16 protein-coding genes are annotated in these 16,270 nt (G+C 60.4%); 5 read left to right on the top strand and 11 right to left on the bottom strand.

The features are described from left to right. Positions 1-16 precede the first annotated feature (16 nt). Complete coding sequence (mobA, locus tag HGP31_RS23255) at positions 17-619, bottom strand: molybdenum cofactor guanylyltransferase MobA (RefSeq protein ID WP_168758756.1); 603 nt, start codon at positions 617-619, stop codon at positions 17-19. 81 nt (positions 620-700) lie between these two features. Between mobA and moaB the strand changes: the two genes are divergently transcribed. Further along, complete coding sequence (gene moaB, locus HGP31_RS23250; protein ID WP_020796825.1) at positions 701-1,240, top strand: molybdenum cofactor biosynthesis protein B; 540 nt, start codon at positions 701-703, stop codon at positions 1,238-1,240. Further along, positions 1,224-2,450: a molybdopterin molybdotransferase MoeA gene (locus tag HGP31_RS23245; protein ID WP_033045705.1), complete on the top strand. Its 1,227-nt coding sequence runs from the start codon at positions 1,224-1,226 to the stop codon at positions 2,448-2,450. The genes moaB and HGP31_RS23245 overlap by 17 nt, the downstream gene beginning before the upstream one ends. A 62-nt stretch (positions 2,451-2,512) precedes the next feature. Here the strand turns inward: HGP31_RS23245 and HGP31_RS23240 are convergent, their stop codons facing one another. Further along, entirely contained in the window at positions 2,513-2,821 is a 309-nt protein-coding gene (locus HGP31_RS23240; protein WP_168758755.1) for a hypothetical protein, read from the bottom strand. Positions 2,822-3,035: 214 nt separating this feature from the next. On the opposite strand from HGP31_RS23240, the gene yegS reads away from it, so the two are divergent. Then, positions 3,036-3,953, top strand: a complete 918-nt coding sequence (gene yegS / locus HGP31_RS23235; RefSeq protein WP_083349609.1) for a lipid kinase YegS — start codon at positions 3,036-3,038, stop codon at positions 3,951-3,953. On the opposite strand, the gene HGP31_RS23230 is transcribed toward yegS, so the two are convergent. From HGP31_RS23230 to HGP31_RS23220, 3 genes are all read right to left on the bottom strand, one after another. After that, complete coding sequence (locus tag HGP31_RS23230) at positions 3,937-4,596, bottom strand: response regulator (protein ID WP_168758754.1); 660 nt, start codon at positions 4,594-4,596, stop codon at positions 3,937-3,939. The two genes, yegS and HGP31_RS23230, sit on opposite strands and share 17 nt — an antisense overlap. After that, positions 4,593-5,486, bottom strand: a complete 894-nt coding sequence (locus tag HGP31_RS23225) for a sensor histidine kinase (protein WP_168759219.1) — start codon at positions 5,484-5,486, stop codon at positions 4,593-4,595. The genes HGP31_RS23230 and HGP31_RS23225 overlap by 4 nt, the downstream gene beginning before the upstream one ends. A gap of 456 nt (positions 5,487-5,942) precedes the next feature. After that, positions 5,943-6,413 carry a hypothetical protein gene (locus HGP31_RS23220; RefSeq protein WP_168758753.1) on the bottom strand — a complete coding sequence of 157 codons (471 nt, stop codon included), beginning with the start codon at positions 6,411-6,413 and terminating at the stop codon, positions 5,943-5,945. Between the two features lie 422 nt (positions 6,414-6,835). Between HGP31_RS23220 and HGP31_RS23215 the strand changes: the two genes are divergently transcribed. Together HGP31_RS23215 and HGP31_RS23210 are read left to right on the top strand one after the other, a co-directional pair. Beyond that, complete coding sequence (locus HGP31_RS23215) at positions 6,836-7,771, top strand: chemotaxis protein CheV (RefSeq protein WP_168758752.1); 936 nt, start codon at positions 6,836-6,838, stop codon at positions 7,769-7,771. Positions 7,772-8,745: 974 nt separating this feature from the next. Further along, positions 8,746-9,552 (top strand): MOSC domain-containing protein, encoded by an 807-nt coding sequence (locus tag HGP31_RS23210; RefSeq protein WP_168758751.1) that lies wholly within the window; start codon positions 8,746-8,748, stop codon positions 9,550-9,552. A gap of 68 nt (positions 9,553-9,620) precedes the next feature. Here HGP31_RS23210 and ppnP read toward each other — a convergent pair whose 3' ends face one another. The 6 genes from ppnP to atuC all read right to left on the bottom strand — a co-directional run bounded on the left by ppnP (position 9,621) and on the right by atuC (position 16,269). Continuing rightward, positions 9,621-9,905 (bottom strand): pyrimidine/purine nucleoside phosphorylase, encoded by a 285-nt coding sequence (gene ppnP / locus HGP31_RS23205; RefSeq protein WP_007973461.1) that lies wholly within the window; start codon positions 9,903-9,905, stop codon positions 9,621-9,623. 69 nt (positions 9,906-9,974) lie between these two features. Further along, positions 9,975-10,517, bottom strand: coding sequence for a 3'-5' exonuclease (locus HGP31_RS23200; RefSeq protein ID WP_033042085.1), 543 nt, complete (start codon positions 10,515-10,517; stop codon positions 9,975-9,977). 71 nt (positions 10,518-10,588) lie between these two features. Then, positions 10,589-12,550: an acetyl/propionyl/methylcrotonyl-CoA carboxylase subunit alpha gene (locus HGP31_RS23195; protein WP_168758750.1), complete on the bottom strand. Its 1,962-nt coding sequence runs from the start codon at positions 12,548-12,550 to the stop codon at positions 10,589-10,591. 108 nt (positions 12,551-12,658) lie between these two features. After that, complete coding sequence (locus HGP31_RS23190) at positions 12,659-13,456, bottom strand: enoyl-CoA hydratase/isomerase family protein (RefSeq protein WP_020796142.1); 798 nt, start codon at positions 13,454-13,456, stop codon at positions 12,659-12,661. After that, positions 13,453-14,610 (bottom strand): citronellyl-CoA dehydrogenase, encoded by a 1,158-nt coding sequence (atuD, locus tag HGP31_RS23185; RefSeq protein ID WP_168758749.1) that lies wholly within the window; start codon positions 14,608-14,610, stop codon positions 13,453-13,455. Before atuD ends, HGP31_RS23190 begins: the two co-directional genes overlap by 4 nt. A 42-nt stretch (positions 14,611-14,652) precedes the next feature. Then, positions 14,653-16,269: a geranyl-CoA carboxylase subunit beta gene (atuC, locus tag HGP31_RS23180; RefSeq protein ID WP_033042090.1), complete on the bottom strand. Its 1,617-nt coding sequence runs from the start codon at positions 16,267-16,269 to the stop codon at positions 14,653-14,655. Position 16,270 lies beyond the last annotated feature (1 nt).

The raw sequence follows: 16,270 nt of genomic DNA, 5'->3' as shown, positions 1-16,270 counted from the left end.
GCAAGTTCCTTGATACTCAGTCTGACACACCGTCTGGCATGCTTAATAGTTCCGGCGTATTAAGGTTTGCCAGGCGCGGATCGTTGTCGGGGCACAGCAATGCAGTAGCGCCCAGCCTGCGCATGAGTCGTCCCGGGCTACGCTCCCCCTCCTTCCAGGCCGTTTCGAAATCAACGCGCAGGGCCAGGGGAATTACGCACAACAGGGGCTCCCAGTGATCGTCATGGCGCAGCATCAACGGTTTGTCGGGATGCTCGGCGGCGGCTTCGCGCATGCGGGTGAGCAGTGCGTTGTCGATGCGCGGGACATCACAAGGCAAGACTAGCAGGTGTGGATGCCGAGCAGCCTTCAGACCTGCAAGAATGCCCGCCAAAGGGCCCGGAAAGTCGCCTTCGTCGTCATGGACCAATTGATCGGCGTAAGGCGCGTACTGTTCCAGGTTCCGGTTGCACGAAACGATCAAGTCATCGCTCAGAGGGCGCGTCTTGCGGTGCAAATGCGCAATCAGCGGCTCGCCGTGCCATTCCAGCAATCCTTTGTCCTGGCCGCCCATGCGTTGGCCACGGCCGCCTGCCAGGAGCAAAATGGAGCAGGGTGGCAACGCTGGGTTTGAAGTCATGGCAGGCCTCCGTGGGGGCGGCGAAAAATGGGGTCGCTGTGATATAACACCGGGCTGTTTCTCCTACAACTGGACGAGCCTATGAAAGCCAAGGCTGATGTACCTTTCGCACCGCTCAACATCGCGGTGTTGACGGTCAGCGACACCCGTACCCTGGAAACCGATACCTCAGGCCAGGTCTTCGTTGACCGCCTGACGGCTGCCGGACATAACCTGGCCTGTCGGGTCTTGCTCAAAGATGATCTCTACAAGATTCGCGCGCAAGTTGCCAACTGGATCGCCGACGACGTTGTACAGGTGGTGCTGATCACCGGCGGCACGGGCTTCACCGGTCGTGACAGCACGCCGGAAGCGGTGAGCTGCCTGCTCGACAAGCAAGTCGATGGTTTTGGTGAGTTGTTCCGCCAGATATCGGTGGCGGACATTGGCACCTCGACCGTCCAGTCCCGCGCATTGGCCGGCCTGGCCAACGGCACGCTGGTGTGCTGCTTGCCGGGGTCGACCAATGCGGTACGCACCGGTTGGGATGGCATTCTTGGCGAGCAGCTGGATTCGCGGCATCGCCCGTGCAATTTCGTGACTCACCTGAAACAGGCGGCACCCTGTGAATCCCGCGGGTAAGCCGGGCAAGACTGGCACCCTGATGCCGGTCGAGGTGGCCCTGGCACGCTTGCTGGAAATGGCGGACGCCTCACGGATTGTCGAGCGCGAGCGTTTGCCATTGGCGCAAGTCCAGGGCCGGGTGCTGGCCGATGATCTGCTGTCGTCCCTCGATCTGCCGCCGTGGCCCAATAGCGCGATGGATGGATATGCCCTGCGCGTGGCCGACTGGAACACAGAGCCGCTGGTCGTCAGTCAGAAAGTGTTTGCTGGCCAGGCCCCTGTTGAGTTGACGCCGGGCACCTGTGCACGAATCTTCACCGGGGCACCTGTGCCGCCCGGTGCAGATTGTGTCGAGATGCAGGAGAACGCCGAAGTCCTGGCGGATGAACGTGTACGTTTCACCGAAACCCTGGTCATCGGGCAGAACATTCGTGCGCAAGGACAGGAAACCACCGTGGGCGAACTGATCCTGCCCGCAGGAACACGGCTGGGGCCAATCGAACAAGGCCTGGCAGCCTCGCTGGGGTGTGCCGAGCTGGAAGTGATTCGCAAGGTACGCGTAGCGGTGCTGTCCACTGGCGACGAACTGATCGAGCCAGGTCAGGCGTTGGGGCCAGGGCAAATCTACAACAGCAACCGTGTGTTGCTCTGCAGCTGGTTGCAGCGCCTGGGTTGCGAGGTCATTGATGCCGGGATTCTGCCGGATGACCTGGACACCACGCGCACACGCCTGGGCGAGTTGGGGAATGTCGACCTGATTCTCTCGACCGGTGGCGTATCGGTGGGGGAGGCCGACTTTCTGGGTATCGCCCTGAGAGAAGAGGGCGAGCTGGCGCTGTGGAAACTCGCCATCAAACCAGGAAAACCCCTGACTTTCGGGCATTTTCGTGGCGTACCGGTGATCGGCTTGCCAGGCAATCCCGCCTCGACCCTGGTGACCTTTGCCTTGTTGGCAAGGCCTTATCTGCTGCGGCGCATGGGTGTCCTGGAAGTGGAGCCTCTGAAGGTGCAAGTGCCAGCTGGGTTCGACTGGCCCAAGGCCGGCAACCGACGCGAGTACCTGCGCGGTCGGCTGGAGAACGGCCGGGCCATCATCTATAGCAATCAGAGTTCCGGTGTGCTGCGTAGTGCGGCCTGGGCCGATGGACTGGTCGAGGTCATGGAGGAGCGAACACTGGTGCCAGGCGATGTCGTCTACTTCATCCCGCTCAGCGAAGTGTTGGGCTGAGTCTGGCCGCCGCCAGGCGTGCAAGCCCGGTCGATCGCGCCGGGTTTTGCACCCCTGTCCGATCAATGGGCCAACAGCAGCAGTACCACCTGATCAAAACGGCTGTTGGCGATCCAGCCCAGCAGCCCCAGCACTACGGCTGTTCCGACCGCCGAATAGGCAAGCCTGTGCCTGACGGACTTGATGTCACTGCGAATCTTTTCCAGGTCGCTGCGCAGGGTGTCCAGTGTCTCAAGCTCGTTGAGGCGATGTGGCATATCAACTTCTCCGCTGGATTTTGCATCGCTGACGAATTCAGCTTGATGATTGGCCCGTTTCATTACGAGCGGCATCACCGGAACCACCGGTGACCTGATGTCATGTTGTTGCATTGCACATCCTTGCGTCTGTCCTGCTGATGACTGAAAACCGCTGACACAAAAGTGGACCAATCGCCATTTCTGGTCAATTGAGCCGTTTCCTCACGTTTTGTAAGAAAAATCTCCTTATTGGACTCAAGTGTAAATAATTCAGTTTTTTGCGACTTTTCCGCAGGGAAGCAAGGTCACATGTCCCATACGCCATTCAATAATGGGAGTGACGACAATGAGCGAACGCAAGGCGCTGTTGATTTTGCATGGCAAGCAGGCGCTCAACGAAGCGGTTCGGGCCGCCGTCGACAGCAAGCGTGAACAAGGCTGGGAGCTGGCCGTTCGATTGACGTGGGAGGCCGGGGATGCGCAAAGGCTGGTGGGTGAAGCGCTGGATGCAGGTTATCGGCAAATCATCGCCGGTGGCGGCGACGGTACCCTGCGCGATATCGCCGAAGCGATGGCCGGACAGTCGCATCAGGCCAGCCTGGTATTGATGCCGCTGGGAACCGCCAACGATTTTGCCCGTGCTGCCGGTGTTCCACTGGAGCCGGATGAGGCACTGGCGCTTCTGGACGTTGCCCCCAGTGCCATCGACCTCGGGGAGGTCGGTGGGCAGGTTTTCCTGAATATGGCCACTGGTGGTTTTGGCAGCCAGGTTACGGCCAATACCTCCGAGGAACTGAAAAAGGTTTTAGGCGGGGCGGCGTATCTGTTCACCGGTTTGTCGCGGTTCAGTGAGTTGCATGCCGCCTATGGTGAGTTACAGGGGCCTGATTTCCACTGGAGTGGCGAGTTGCTGGCTCTGGGGATCGGCAATGGCCGGCAGGCGGGCGGTGGGCATGTGCTATGCCCGCAGGCCCTGGCTGACGACGGGATGCTCGACATCAGTATTTTGCCGGCGCCGCAAGAGCTGCTCAGCACCTTGAAAGACCTGCTGGCCGATGGCTTCGGAATCGACAACATGTTCGTTCGTGCCCGCCTGCCATGGGTTGAGATCAAGTCCTCGGAGGGTCTTTACATCAACCTTGATGGCGAGCCGCTCGAGGGTGACAGCCTGCGTTTCTCGGCCCGGCCGGCAGCGTTGTGGGTGCATTTACCCGAGCAGTCACCCTTGTTGAGCAAAGCCTGCGCTGTCAGTCATCCAGACTGATGATCTGCTCTCGTACGGCGAACAATACCAGGCCGGCCACGTCGAAGATCTGCAAGCGCTTCATGACTTGCGAGCGATGGGTTTCGACCGTCTTGACGCTCAGGCCCAGGCCGTTGGCGATTTCCCGAGTGGATTTTCCGCGCACGATCAGCCGCAGGATTTCCAGTTGGCGCGCTGTCAGGTTGTGTGAATCTGGCGACTCTACCGGGTTTTTCTGGGTCCGGTTCAATGCCTGGGTGATCACGGTATGGGCGATGGCCGGGCTCAGGTAGCGCTCATTGTTACGCAGGGCGTGCAGCGCGTGTTCCAGTTCGGTGGCCGTGGTGTCCTTGAGCAGGTAACCATGGGCACCTGATTCCAGGGCCTGCATGATCAGGGCCGGGTCGGTGTGCATCGACAGGATCAGCACTTTGGCCTGCGGGCGGACTCGCTTGAGTTGCTGCAGGGCTTCGAGGCCGCCTGTCTGCTTCATGGAAATATCCAGCAGCACGATATCAGGCGACAGTTGCTGGACCATGTCGAGCAACTGCGAGCCATCATTGGCCTCGCCAATAACCGCATAGCCAGGAAGATCCAGCACCAGGGCGCGCACGCCTGCCCTGATCAGCGAGTGGTCATCCACCAGAAGTAAGTTACAAGTCAATGCATAACCTTATTCGGACTGGCCCGTTCGAACGCACGCGGCGCCCATGGGAAGAGGGCTTCGATTTGAGTGCCTTTGCCTGGCTCGCTGGTCACGGTCAGAGTGCCACCCAGTTGTTTGATCCGTTCCGACATCCCGGCCATTCCCCGTTGTCCCTCACGCCCCGGGTCGGTGGCGGGCGCGAAACCCAGGCCATCGTCACTGATCATCAAGGTCAGGCCCTGGGGCAAACGCTGCAGGCAGACCAGCAGGTTTTGCGCTTGGGCATGGCGCAGCATATTGGTGACGGCTTCCTGGGTAATACGAAAGGCCGCCACCGCTATTTCTTCCGGGATGCCGGTCAGTCGTTGATGGCACTCCAGGCTCCAGTGCACCGAAGTGTTGCTCAGCGTCTTGAGCAAATGCGCCCGCAGGCTGGCTTCCAGCCCAAGGCTGGTCAGTTGCCGGGGGTTAAGGATGGCCGATACATCGCGAACCTTGGCCAGGGTTTCCTCGAGCGTGTCGCACAGCACCGAGCACTGCGCCTGGAGGTCTTCGGGCATCCTGCGCTTGAGCCAGTCACCTTGGAGTTTTGCCGCCGTCAGCAACTGGCCGATGTCGTCGTGCAACTCCCTACTGAGGCGGTGGCGTTCGTTTTCCTGGACTTGCAGCAACCGATCGGCCAGCTCCTGGGGCTGGAACTTGATCGACTTGCGTGACAGGCGGTACTGCACCCACACGCAGCCCAGTGCAGCACTATCGAGTACCAGCAGGCCCAGCGGCAAGCGCGTGGACAGGCTGTAGACCAGCAGGCTGCCGAGCGTCGAACCGGCACACAGCAATAACGTGAACCGACGTGCGTTTTCTCGGGAGGGTGGCCATTTGGCAATTGACTTGAGGCTGGCGTACATAGCGGATGGAGCCAATGGATGTTCGCTGCGGGCTGATCGGTCATGCTCGCTGACAGATCGATGATTTTTATGGTCAGCTATCGATTTCAACTGAATTTTGTATAAGAAAATCAGAGTTTTGTATAAGAAATCAGGCCTGCAACTTGTTGGCTGCAATCGTTGCCGTTAATTGACGTCAACTAATGGGCGGCATAATACCACTTCGGATACCGTTGGTCGCGCCTGTGGTAAAGATCCAGGAGGGCAGGACATAACGCGCAGGAATGGGGATATCGTCACGCAGGGTTCGATTATTCAGGTCGTTACATATCAGAAAAGTCGGGTCAGACAGACAAATACTTGTACAAGCAACAGTTACTTGTTTCGAGGTGTCGCTGATCGATATGAAGTATTCAATTGCGACATTGATTCTGGTGATGCAGTTCTCTATTGCCGCTGAATTGTACTTGCAAAAAATTAAGCCTGGCGCTCCGTGTAAGAAAGGAGCGTGAGCGGCCTGGAATTAACCGGGGGACGAAATTGACTCTGGCCGACCTGGAACGCGAAAGCTTCGATCAGGGTGGTCTGTTCAGTTTCATCAAGGCTGAGCTGCCCTGTATTCTGGTCGATCAGCTCAAGTTGCCAGGCGATCAGCGTCAGGCAGTCCTTGAGCGCGTCCAGGGCTTCGTCGTGCAATTCCATGTGGTTCAGGGCGTGATTGAGCAAACCATGAATATGCAATGAAAACTCTGACACGGCGGCGAGAGCGAGGGCATCGGCCTTGCTGGCGAGTTTGAGCAGGGTGCTGAGCAAGCAGTCAATGGCGTCCGGGTCGTTGCTGATCAATTGCAGATGACTCAGGCATTCCTCGGTTCTGGCCAGGAGCGTTTCAGCCTCGACGATAAACTCCGGAATACGCTTTGCCCACTCTTTACGATTGTTCGGCATGCTTATCTCCACAACGTCATGTCAAATGAGGAGGGTGTCGTGTCTTGAGTTCGCGCTCTGAACGGCTCAAGTGCGGGCTGGACGCTTGAGAGGGTGGCTGGCCACTGGTTTGCGATCGCACACAAATGCCCGACTCCACTTCATGCAATGAGAATGGCGTCACATTAATGGCTATTGGATATCGCGAATATCAGGTTGCACCTGATTGTTGCTAGGGGAATCCCTTACATGACGGAACTCATCGCGCGAACTGTGGTCGCGGCGAAGAGAATGCAGCAGATGAAATAACAGCGCCAGTAAAGCATGATGTTAATGTGACATCAATGCCGGGCGCGGCATTTGCCAAAGGGGTCAAGGTCCAGCGAAAACCGCCGATAACCCTCTATCCAGTGAATTCATCCGAACAAGCCCAGGAGTCATCGATGGCCGGCATTCTCGATACGGTAGACCAACGAACGCAACTTGTGGGTGAGAATCGCCTGGAAATTCTCATGTTCCGGCTTGCCGGGCGGCAACTGTTCGCGATCAACGTGTTTAAAGTGCAGGAAGTCCTTCAACTGCCGAAGCTGACTTTGATGCCCCAGCGTCACCCGTTCGTTTGCGGCGTGGTCAATTTGCGCGGCCAGACCCTGCCGGTCATCGACCTGTCCCAGGCAATCGGCATGCGTCCTTTGGTGCCAGGTCCTGGCAGCACGATCATCGTTACCGAGTACAACCGATCGGTACAGGCCTTCCTGGTCGGTGGGGTGGACCGCATCGTCAATATGAATTGGGAAGCCATTCTGCCGCCGCCCAGCAGTGCTGGTCGGCAGCATTACCTGACTGCGATCAGCAAGGTCGATGATCAATTGGTGGAGATCATCGACGTCGAGAAAGTCCTCGCCGAAATCGTACCTTACAGCGCCAAGGTTTCCCGGGAAAAACTCGAGGATCCAGTGCTGGAACGCGCCCGTGGCCGCGAGGTGCTGCTGGTGGATGACTCGAATGTGGCCCTGGCGCAAATGCGCGATACCCTGGGGCAGTTGGGCGTGAAGATGCACATCGCCAGCGATGGCTTGAAGGCCTTGAACATGCTCAAGGCGTGGGCGGATACCGGCGTTAATATGACCGACAAGCTGCTGATGGTATTCACCGACGCGGAAATGCCGGAAATGGATGGCTACCGGCTGACCACCGAAATCCGCAACGATCCGCGACTGCGTGGCCTTTACGTGGTGCTGCATACGTCCCTGTCCGGCAGTTTCAACGAATCGATGGTCAAGAAGGTTGGCTGCGACAACTTTCTCTCCAAATTCCAGCCGGACAAGCTCGTTGATGTGGTGCGCCAGCGTTTGGTGCTGGATGAGGTGCCGGCCTGACAGCCAGGATTTTTCGGCTGCACCCGATACCTGTGGGAGCGGACTCGCCCGCGAAGGCGGCCTGACAGGCGACCTGTTATTTGTTGTCGGAGTACATATCCATTCCTGCGGTAACGGCCACTTAGGGTTTCGCCCTTACGGCGAGTCACTTTCGAAAAGCGCGAAAGTAACCCAAGCGCTTTTGCCCCACCACTCGGTGCCTCGCTAGGGCTCGGCATGCCAGAACGAAGGCATTGCTCCGTGGGTCGCCGCGATGGGCCATCCCTGGCCCAGCGCGGCTAAACCGGCGTCCTGCCGGTTTCCCCACTGCGCAATGCCTGCGTTCGGCCATCGAGGTTAACGGGGCACCCAAATCCAAAGCAAAGCGAGGCGGCCTTAAAGCCGACCTGATCTTTGCAGATACCCCCCAATCCTCTGTAGGAGCCAGGCTTGCCGACGAACCAGACGCTGCGGTGTATCTTTTGTACCGCGTCATCGTTCTTCGCCGGCAAGCCTGGCTCCTACAGGGTGAACGCGTACGGCTCCCGATCAGGTCGGCTTTAAGGCCGCCTCGCTTTGGCTGTTGCTTTGGCTTTTGATTTTCTTGCCACCTCGAGAGGCCGAGTGGAGGTTCTGCACAGTGGGTAAACCGGCAAGGATGCCGGTTTGGCCGCGCTGGGCCATGGATGGCCCATCGCGGCGACCCACGGAGCAGGACCGGAGCGAGGGCATGGCGAGCCTTAGCGAGCCACCGAACGTCAGGGGCAAGAGCCCTTGGTTACTTGGGGCCGGGCGGCGTTCCGTTTTTCCAAGTGACTCGCTGTAAGAGCGAAACCATAAGTGGCCGTTACCGCAGGAACGGATATGTACTCCTGAAAGAAAATGGTCGTCTTCAAGACCGCCTTCGCCCGCAAGCCTGGCTCCAAAGTCGGAGACCTTTGATTCGCTGACCAAGCTCGTATAGGGTGGCTTTTTTGTCCATCAGGGAGCTGGCCATGTTGCGTCTGAGCGCGCTGTATCGTTATCCGTTGAAATCCGGCAAAGGGGAGATCCTGCAACAGGTTGGCCTCGACAAGCTGGGGCTGGACGGCGATCGACGCTGGATGTTGGTGGATGAAGCCAGTGGACGCTTCTTGACCCAGCGCGCGGTAGCGCAGATGAGCCAGCTGTCGGCATTGTGCAATGCCGAGGGCGGCTTGACCCTTAGCGCCCCCGGCCATTCGCCGATCGATGTCGACTTGCCCGCCAGCGATGCTCAATTGCGCGGCGTGACCATCTGGCGTGACAGCTTGCGTGTGCCCGACGCCGGCGATGCGGCGGCCGCCTGGGTCAGCCGGTTCATCGGCAAACCGACGCGCCTGGTGCAGGTGCCACTGGACCGCGCACGGACCACCGCATCGGGCTATGGCCAGGACGACGATCAGGTCGCCTTCGCCGATGGCTTCCCGTTGTTGCTGATTGGCCAGGCATCGCTTGCGGATTTATCGCAACGCGTCGGGCGCCCGCTGGAGATGCTGCGTTTTCGTCCGAACCTGGTGATAGAGGGCAGCGAGGCGTTTGCCGAGGATGGCTGGAAACGCCTGCGCATCGGTGATGTCGAGTTCCGCGTGGTCAAGCCCTGTTCACGCTGCATCATGACCACTATCGACCCGCAAACCGGCGAGCGTAGCGCTGACCGCGAACCCTTCGCCACCTTGCAGAAGTACCGTGTCCAGGCCGAGGGTGCGATGTTTGGGCAGAACCTGGTCAACGACGGCAATGGCCGGCTCGAAGTCGGCATGCCGGTCACCGTGCTCGAATAAATACCCTTCAATGAAAAATGCCCGTGTCGATGGACACGGGCATTTTTTTTTGCGATGAAACCGGGGTTTTAGCCGCGGTATTCGCACAGGTAGGCAGTGTCGACGGCCACTTTGAGCTGGAACTTGCTGTTGGCAGGCACGTTGAACTGGCTGCCAGCGGCGAAGGTTTCCCAATCGTTGCTGTCCGGGAGCTTGACGGTCAGGGCGCCGGACACCACGTGCATGATTTCACGCTGGCTGGTGCCGAATTCGTATTCGCCCGGAGCCATGACGCCAATGGTCGCTGGACCTTCAGCAGTGCCAAAGGCGATCGACTTGACGGTGCCGTCGAAGTACTCGTTGACTTTAAACATGGGCGATTCCTCGAAAAGGGCTAAAAAGGGCCGGCCAGTATGCACAAGGCCCAAGGCCTAGTCACCTCTCTAAAGCGCAAGGACAAGGGGCAACAGGCGTGCGGTATTGCGCGCGTCTTCCAGCGCCCGGTGTTGCTGCCCGCTGAACTGCAGTCCCGCCAGTTGCAGGGCACCGTTGAGTCCCAACGGTCGTTCCAGGCGCCGGGCCTTGGCAAAGCGCTGCTTGAGATTCATGTGCGGCACTTGGCTCAACGCGCTATCGAGTGCCAGGCGTTGCCAATCCTGGAGCAACTGCTTGCGATCGTAGTCGCCCCAGCTGACCCAGCCTTCAAGCCGCGCGTGATGTTGGCCCAGCCAGCGCTCGAACGCCGCCCAGACTTCGCCGAGGGGCTGTGCGGCATCGATATTGGCCTGGGTGATGTGCGTCAACTCCCGGCAAAACGGCGTCAACAAGGGGCGCCGCAACGGGCGTACGAAACGCTGGAAGAAATCCAGCTCGCGGCCTTTGTGATCCACCAGGGTGGCACCAATTTCGATGATTTCCATTTCCGTAATGGGCCAACCACCCTCATCGGTGGTGGCTTCCAGATCAATGACCAACCAGTGAGGCATCGCAGGGTTCCCGGTATCCGCATGCTGATAGGGCTTGAGCGTAGCCAAAGCCTGCGGTTACGCCTAGCGGCTTATTCGACCTCCAGCAGAATCTGACGGTTTTTCACCTGGTCTCCGACCCGCACCTGCAAGCGCTTGAGCACGCCGTCGATACCCGACTTGAGCGGGTGCTCCATTTTCATGGCTTCCAGCACCACCAGCAATTGGCCTTTGCTGACCTTGCAACCCTCACTGACCAGCACATCGATGACCGCACCGTCCATGGGCGCCTTGAGGGTGCCGCAGCTGACACTGGCCTGGCTGCAGGCCGGCGCTTGAGTGCGATCCACCAGCCGCAGGCTGCCGGGAGCTGTGAATAACCAGAGTTGCCCGGCCTCCATGCGGTAGGCATGACGCTGGCGGACGCCGTCGAGTTGCACCGTGGCCCAGCGGCCGTCGCTCTGGATGATCTTAAGTTCGAGGTGGCGACTGGCGACTTCAACCCGCAGCGGCTCACCGGGAACCGCATGCAACGCCACCGGCCAGTCCTGATCGTCCAGTGCGAGGCGATAGTGCAGCGGCACGCTGGCGTTATTGCGCCAACCGGCCAGCGCAACCGGATGCGCCTGTGCCGATGCCTGATAGAACAGCGCCGCGGCAATCGCCAGTTGTTCGGCACTCGGGACCTGGCGATGCAAACAGGAATGTTCGGCGAAATGCTGCTCGATGAACCCGGTGCTGAACTCGCCACCGATGAATAGCGGATGTTGCAGCAGGCTGACGAGCAAGCGCTGGTTGCTCTGTACGCCCAGCAGCACGCAGTCCTGCACGGCCCGCAGCAACTTGCGCCGAGCCTCTTCACGGGTCTGGCCGTGGGCGATGATTTTGCCCAGCAGCGGGTCGTAGAACGGGCTGATCTCCTGGCTTTCGATCAGCCCATGATCGATCCGCACGCCATCCTGCAAGCGCGGTTCCCAGGACGCGACTCGACCGGTTTGTGGCAGGAAACCTTGCGCAGGGTCCTCGGCGTACAGGCGCACTTCCATGGCATGCCCCTTGAGCTGAACGTCTTCCTGACGCAGCGGCAGCGCTTGTCCCTGGGCGATGTTCAACTGCCAGGCCACCAGGTCCAGGCCGGTGATGAATTCGGTCACCGGATGTTCCACTTGCAGTCGGGTGTTCATTTCCAGGAAGTAAAACTGTCCGCGCGCATCCAGCAGGAATTCCACCGTGCCGGCGCCGACATAGTTGACCGCGCGTCCCGCCTTGAGCGCCGCTTCGCCCATGGCCTGGCGCAACGGACTCGTCATCACGGGGCAGGGGGCTTCTTCGATGACTTTCTGGTGGCGACGCTGGATCGAACAATCACGCTCGCCAAGGTAGATCAGGTTACCGTGCGAGTCGCCGAACAGCTGCACCTCGACATGGCGCGGTTCGATCAAGGCCTGCTCGAGGATCAGTTCGTCACTGCCAAAACCGTGCAAGGCTTCGGAGCGAGCACTGCGCAGCTGTTGCACCAGGTCGGTGGCCCCATGCACCAGGCGCATGCCACGCCCACCGCCGCCGGCACTGGCCTTGATCATCAGCGGGTAGCCGATGCGGTCGGCTTCGCGGATGAGGGTGGCATCGTCCTGTTCGGCACCCTGATAACCCTCGATGCAGGGTACGCCGGCATTGAGCATGGCGATTTTCGACCGGCGCTTGCTGCCCATCAGCTCGATGGCTTCGGGGCTGGGCCCGATGAAGGTGATGCCGGCGTCCTGGCAGGCGCGGGCGAAAGCGGCATTTTCCGAGAGGAAACCGTAGCCCGGATGGATGGCATCCGCGCCAGTGCGCCGGGCCGCGTCGATGATCGCCTGGATATTCAGGTAGGACTGCTGCACCGGGGCGGGGCCGATGTTCACCGCTTCGTCGGCCATTTGCACGTGCAGGGCATCGGCGTCGGCGTCGCTGAATACCGCGACGGTGCGGTAGCCCAGGGCCTGGGCGGTGCGCTGGAGGCGGCAGGCGATTTCACCGCGATTGGCGATCAGGATCTTGCTGAATCCGGGCATGTTCTGCTCCCAGGGATTTGCGTTGAATGTGAGGGCCTCTTCGCGAGCAGGCTCGCTCCCACAGTTGAAATGCATTCCAAAGTGGGAGCGAGCCTGCTCGCGAAGCGCTTAAAGGGCCCACCCCGGTTTGCGTTTTTGCACGAACGCCAGGGTCCCTTCGACCCCTTCAACCCCGGTCACTGCTTCGCTGAACCACTCGGCCGCCTCATCGAGCAATGCATCCGATGGCTGCACGGCGCTCGCCAGCAACAGTTTCTTGGTCGCCGCATTCGCCCCGGGCGCGCAACACAGCACATGGGCCAGCACTTCATCGAGGCGCTCGGCCAATGCCTGCGTATCGTGCTCGACAAAATGCACCAGCCCCATCCGCCGTGCCTGGGTGCCGTCGAAACGTGCGGCGGTCAGGGCGAGGCGACGGGCCAGGGTCAGGCCGATGCGCTGCACCACGAACGGCGCGATCTGCGCTGGCAACAGACCGAGGCTGGTTTCCGGCAGGCCGAACTGCGCCTGGTGATCGGCCAGGGCAATGTCGCTGACACAGGCCAAACCGAAGCCACCACCGAGCACCGCGCCTTGCAGGACGGTGATCACCACCTGCGGCGCATGCTGCACCTCTTGCAGCAACGCACCGAACAGTCGATTCAAGTCGCGGTGCGCGCCCGGACCTTGGGCGCGTGCATTGGCCATGTCCTTGATGTCTCCCCCGGCACAGAAATGCCCGCCGGCACCGCCGACCACCAGGGCCCTGACTCCCCGCTCATCGTGCACTGCCGCCAGCACCGCACGCAGTTCGCTGACCATCTGCAAGTTCATGGCGTTGCGGCTGTCCGGTCGATTGAGGGTGATGTGCAGCACACCGTTGTGCATATCGAGCAGCAGGGTCTGGCAAACCGGCAGGGTACTCATTTTTTTTTCCCGGGCAGAATGCCCATGAGCTTGCAGATAATCCCCAGCATGATTTCGTCGGCACCGCCGCCGATCGACACCAGGCGCACATCGCGGTAGGCGCGGGCCACCGGGTTGTCCCACATGAAACCCATGCCGCCCCAGTATTGCAGGCAGCTGTCGGTCACCTCGCGACCCAGGCGACCGGCCTTGAGCTTGGCCATGGACGCCAGGCGCGTGACGTCCTGGCCCTTGATGTATTGCTCAGTGGCTTGATAGACAAGCGCCCGCAGGCATTCGATCTCGGTTTGCAGTTCGGCCAGGCGAAAGTGGATGACCTGGTTGTCGATCAGCGCACTGCCAAAGGTCTTGCGCTCCTTGCAATACTCGATGGTGCTGTCGACGCAATACTCCAGGCCCTTGATCATGTTGGCCGCACCGAACAGGCGTTCCTCCTGGAACTGCAGCATCTGCATCATGAACCCCGAGCCTTCGTGACCGATGCGATTGCGCTGTGGCACCCGCACATTGTCGAAAAACACCTGGGCGGTTTCCGAGCTGCGCATGCCTAGTTTGTCCAGGTGCGAGCTGAGGCTGATGCCCGGCGTGTTCATCGGCACCATGATCAGCGACTTGTTGATGTGCGGTTTGTCATCCGAGGTGTTGGCCAGCAGGCAGATGAAGTCGGCGCTTGGCGAGTTGGTGATCCACATCTTGCTGCCGTTGATCACGTAGTCGTCGCCGTCCTTGCGCGCGGTGGTTTTCAAGCCGGCCACGTCGGACCCCGCGCCGACTTCGGAGACGCCGATGCAGCCGACCTGCTCGCCGCTGATGGCCGGGCGCAGGAACTCATCGCGCAACTCATCGGAACCGAAGCGCGCCAGGGCCGGGGTGCACATGTCGGTCTGCACGCCGATCGACATGGGAATCCCGCCGCAATGAATGGTGCCGAACTCTTCGGCGGCGACGATCGAGTAGCTGTAGTCCAGGCCCATGCCGCCGAACTTTTCCGGTTTGGAAATGCCCAGCAGGCCGAGGTCGCCGGCCTTGCGAAAGATCTCGTGGATCGGAAAACGCCCGGCCTTTTCCCATTCCTCGACATGAGGGTTGATCTCATGATCGACGAACTGGCGGACGGTGCGACGCAGTGCTTCGTGTTCCTGGGTGAAGATCATTTTTATTGTTCTCCTGGCGAACCACGCAGAGCGTGGGAACGATCAAAACCTCGCGACACCGAAGCTGTTGGTTTGCAGCGAGCGCACCTCGGCCTCGTGACAGATATCCAGCAGGTAACCAAGAAGGGTCCGGGTGTCCCGCGGATCGATCAGGCCGTCGTCCCACAGGTTGGCGCTGCCATAAAGCGCCGTGGACTGGCTGTCGAGTTTCTGCGCGGTGACCTGTTCGAGCATGTCGAGCATTTTCGGGTCGGGCACCAGGCCGTCTTTGGCCTGCTTGGCCTCGGTGACGATGCGCAGCACCTTGCCGGCCTGGGCGCCGCCCATGACGGCGGTGCGGCTGTTGGGCCAGGCGAAGATGAAGCGTGGGTCCAGGCCCCGGCCGCACATCGCATAGTTGCCGGCGCCATAGGAGCCGCCCACCACGATGGTCAGTTTCGGCACCCGGGCATTGGCTACCGCCTGGATCATCTTGGCGCCATGCTTGATCACCCCCTGCTGCTCTGATTCGGTGCCAACCATGAACCCGGTGGTGTTGTGGAAAAACAGCAGGGGCGTCTGGCTCTGGTCGCACAGCTGAATGAATTGCGCAGCCTTGCTCGCACCCTTGGGCGTGATCGGACCGTTGTTGCCGATGAATCCGCAGGCGCGCCCCTGGATTGTCAATTGGCCGCACACGGTCTGCTGATCGAACTCGGCCTTGAACTCGAGGAAGTTCGAGCCATCGGCGATTCGGGCGACGATCTCACGCACGTCGTAGGGTTTTTTCGGATCATCGGGAATCAGGCCCAGCAATTCGTCGATGGGGTAGAGCGGTTCCTGCCATTGCCTGGCAGGCAACACCGGCAAGCGCGCATTCCATGGCAGCAGGCTGACGATCTCGCGGGCCTGGCGCACGCCGTCGGCATCGTTTTCGGCCAGGTATTCGGCAGTGCCGGCGATTTGTGCGTGCATCTCAGCGCCGCCCAGTGCCTCGTCGCTGGCGACTTCTCCGGTGGCTGCTTTCAGAAGAGGCGGACCGGCCAGGAACAGCTTGGCCTTTCCACGCACCACCACCACATAGTCCGACAGCCCCGGCTGATAGGCTCCGCCAGCCGTCGCCGAACCGTGGACCACGGTAATCTGCGGCAGGCCCATGGCCGACATGCGTGCCTGGTTGGCAAAGCTGCGCGCGCCTTCGACGAAAATCTCCGCCGCGTAATTGAGGTTCGCGCCGCCACTCTCGGCCAGGGTAATCACCGGCAGTTTGTTTTCCATGGCGATCTGTTGCAGGCGCAAGGATTTTTTCAGGCCTGAAGGGGAAATGGTGCCGCCCTTGATCGCACTGTTGTTCGCCACCACCAACACCCGCACACCCGACACGTAGCCGATCCCGGCAATCAAGCCGCCGCCCGCCGAACTGCCGTCCTTGTCGTCGTGCAACTTGTAGCCGGCCAGGCTCGCCAGTTCGAGAAATGGCGCACCCGGGTCGAGCAGCAGGTTGAGGCGTTCGCGGGGCAGTAACTGACCGCGTTTTTCGAACCTGGGCCTGGCCTCGGCTGCCTTGTCCAGCAGGTTCTGTTCGAGGGTACGGACCTGTTCGACGGCGTCCAGCATGGCCGCACGATGACGGGCGAACTGTTCGCTGTGGGGGTCCAGTTGCGACTCAATCACCGGCATG

Source organism: Pseudomonas umsongensis (genome assembly GCF_012647205.1).
GTDB lineage: Bacteria > Pseudomonadota > Gammaproteobacteria > Pseudomonadales > Pseudomonadaceae > Aquipseudomonas > Aquipseudomonas umsongensis.
Note: the sequence above shows the minus strand (reverse complement) of the source record. Positions and strands in the feature narration are given on the sequence as shown.

Bases quoted from the DNA above. Each gene is read 5' to 3' on its own strand.
- mobA (WP_168758756.1), bottom strand. From the start codon at position 619: ATGACTTCAAACCCAGCGTTGCCACCCTGCTCCATTTTGCTCCTGGCA.
- moaB (WP_020796825.1), top strand. From the start codon at position 701: ATGAAAGCCAAGGCTGATGTACCTTTCGCACCGCTCAACATCGCGGTG.
- HGP31_RS23240 (WP_168758755.1), bottom strand. From the start codon at position 2,821: ATGCAACAACATGACATCAGGTCACCGGTGGTTCCGGTGATGCCGCTC.
- yegS (WP_083349609.1), top strand. From the start codon at position 3,036: ATGAGCGAACGCAAGGCGCTGTTGATTTTGCATGGCAAGCAGGCGCTC.
- HGP31_RS23225 (WP_168759219.1), bottom strand. From the start codon at position 5,486: ATGTACGCCAGCCTCAAGTCAATTGCCAAATGGCCACCCTCCCGAGAA.
- HGP31_RS23220 (WP_168758753.1), bottom strand. From the start codon at position 6,413: ATGCCGAACAATCGTAAAGAGTGGGCAAAGCGTATTCCGGAGTTTATC.
- HGP31_RS23215 (WP_168758752.1), top strand. From the start codon at position 6,836: ATGGCCGGCATTCTCGATACGGTAGACCAACGAACGCAACTTGTGGGT.
- HGP31_RS23210 (WP_168758751.1), top strand. From the start codon at position 8,746: ATGTTGCGTCTGAGCGCGCTGTATCGTTATCCGTTGAAATCCGGCAAA.
- ppnP (WP_007973461.1), bottom strand. From the start codon at position 9,905: ATGTTTAAAGTCAACGAGTACTTCGACGGCACCGTCAAGTCGATCGCC.
- HGP31_RS23200 (WP_033042085.1), bottom strand. From the start codon at position 10,517: ATGCCTCACTGGTTGGTCATTGATCTGGAAGCCACCACCGATGAGGGT.
- HGP31_RS23195 (WP_168758750.1), bottom strand. From the start codon at position 12,550: ATGCCCGGATTCAGCAAGATCCTGATCGCCAATCGCGGTGAAATCGCC.
- HGP31_RS23190 (WP_020796142.1), bottom strand. From the start codon at position 13,456: ATGAGTACCCTGCCGGTTTGCCAGACCCTGCTGCTCGATATGCACAAC.
- atuD (WP_168758749.1), bottom strand. From the start codon at position 14,610: ATGATCTTCACCCAGGAACACGAAGCACTGCGTCGCACCGTCCGCCAG.
- atuC (WP_033042090.1), bottom strand. From the start codon at position 16,269: ATGCCGGTGATTGAGTCGCAACTGGACCCCCACAGCGAACAGTTCGCC.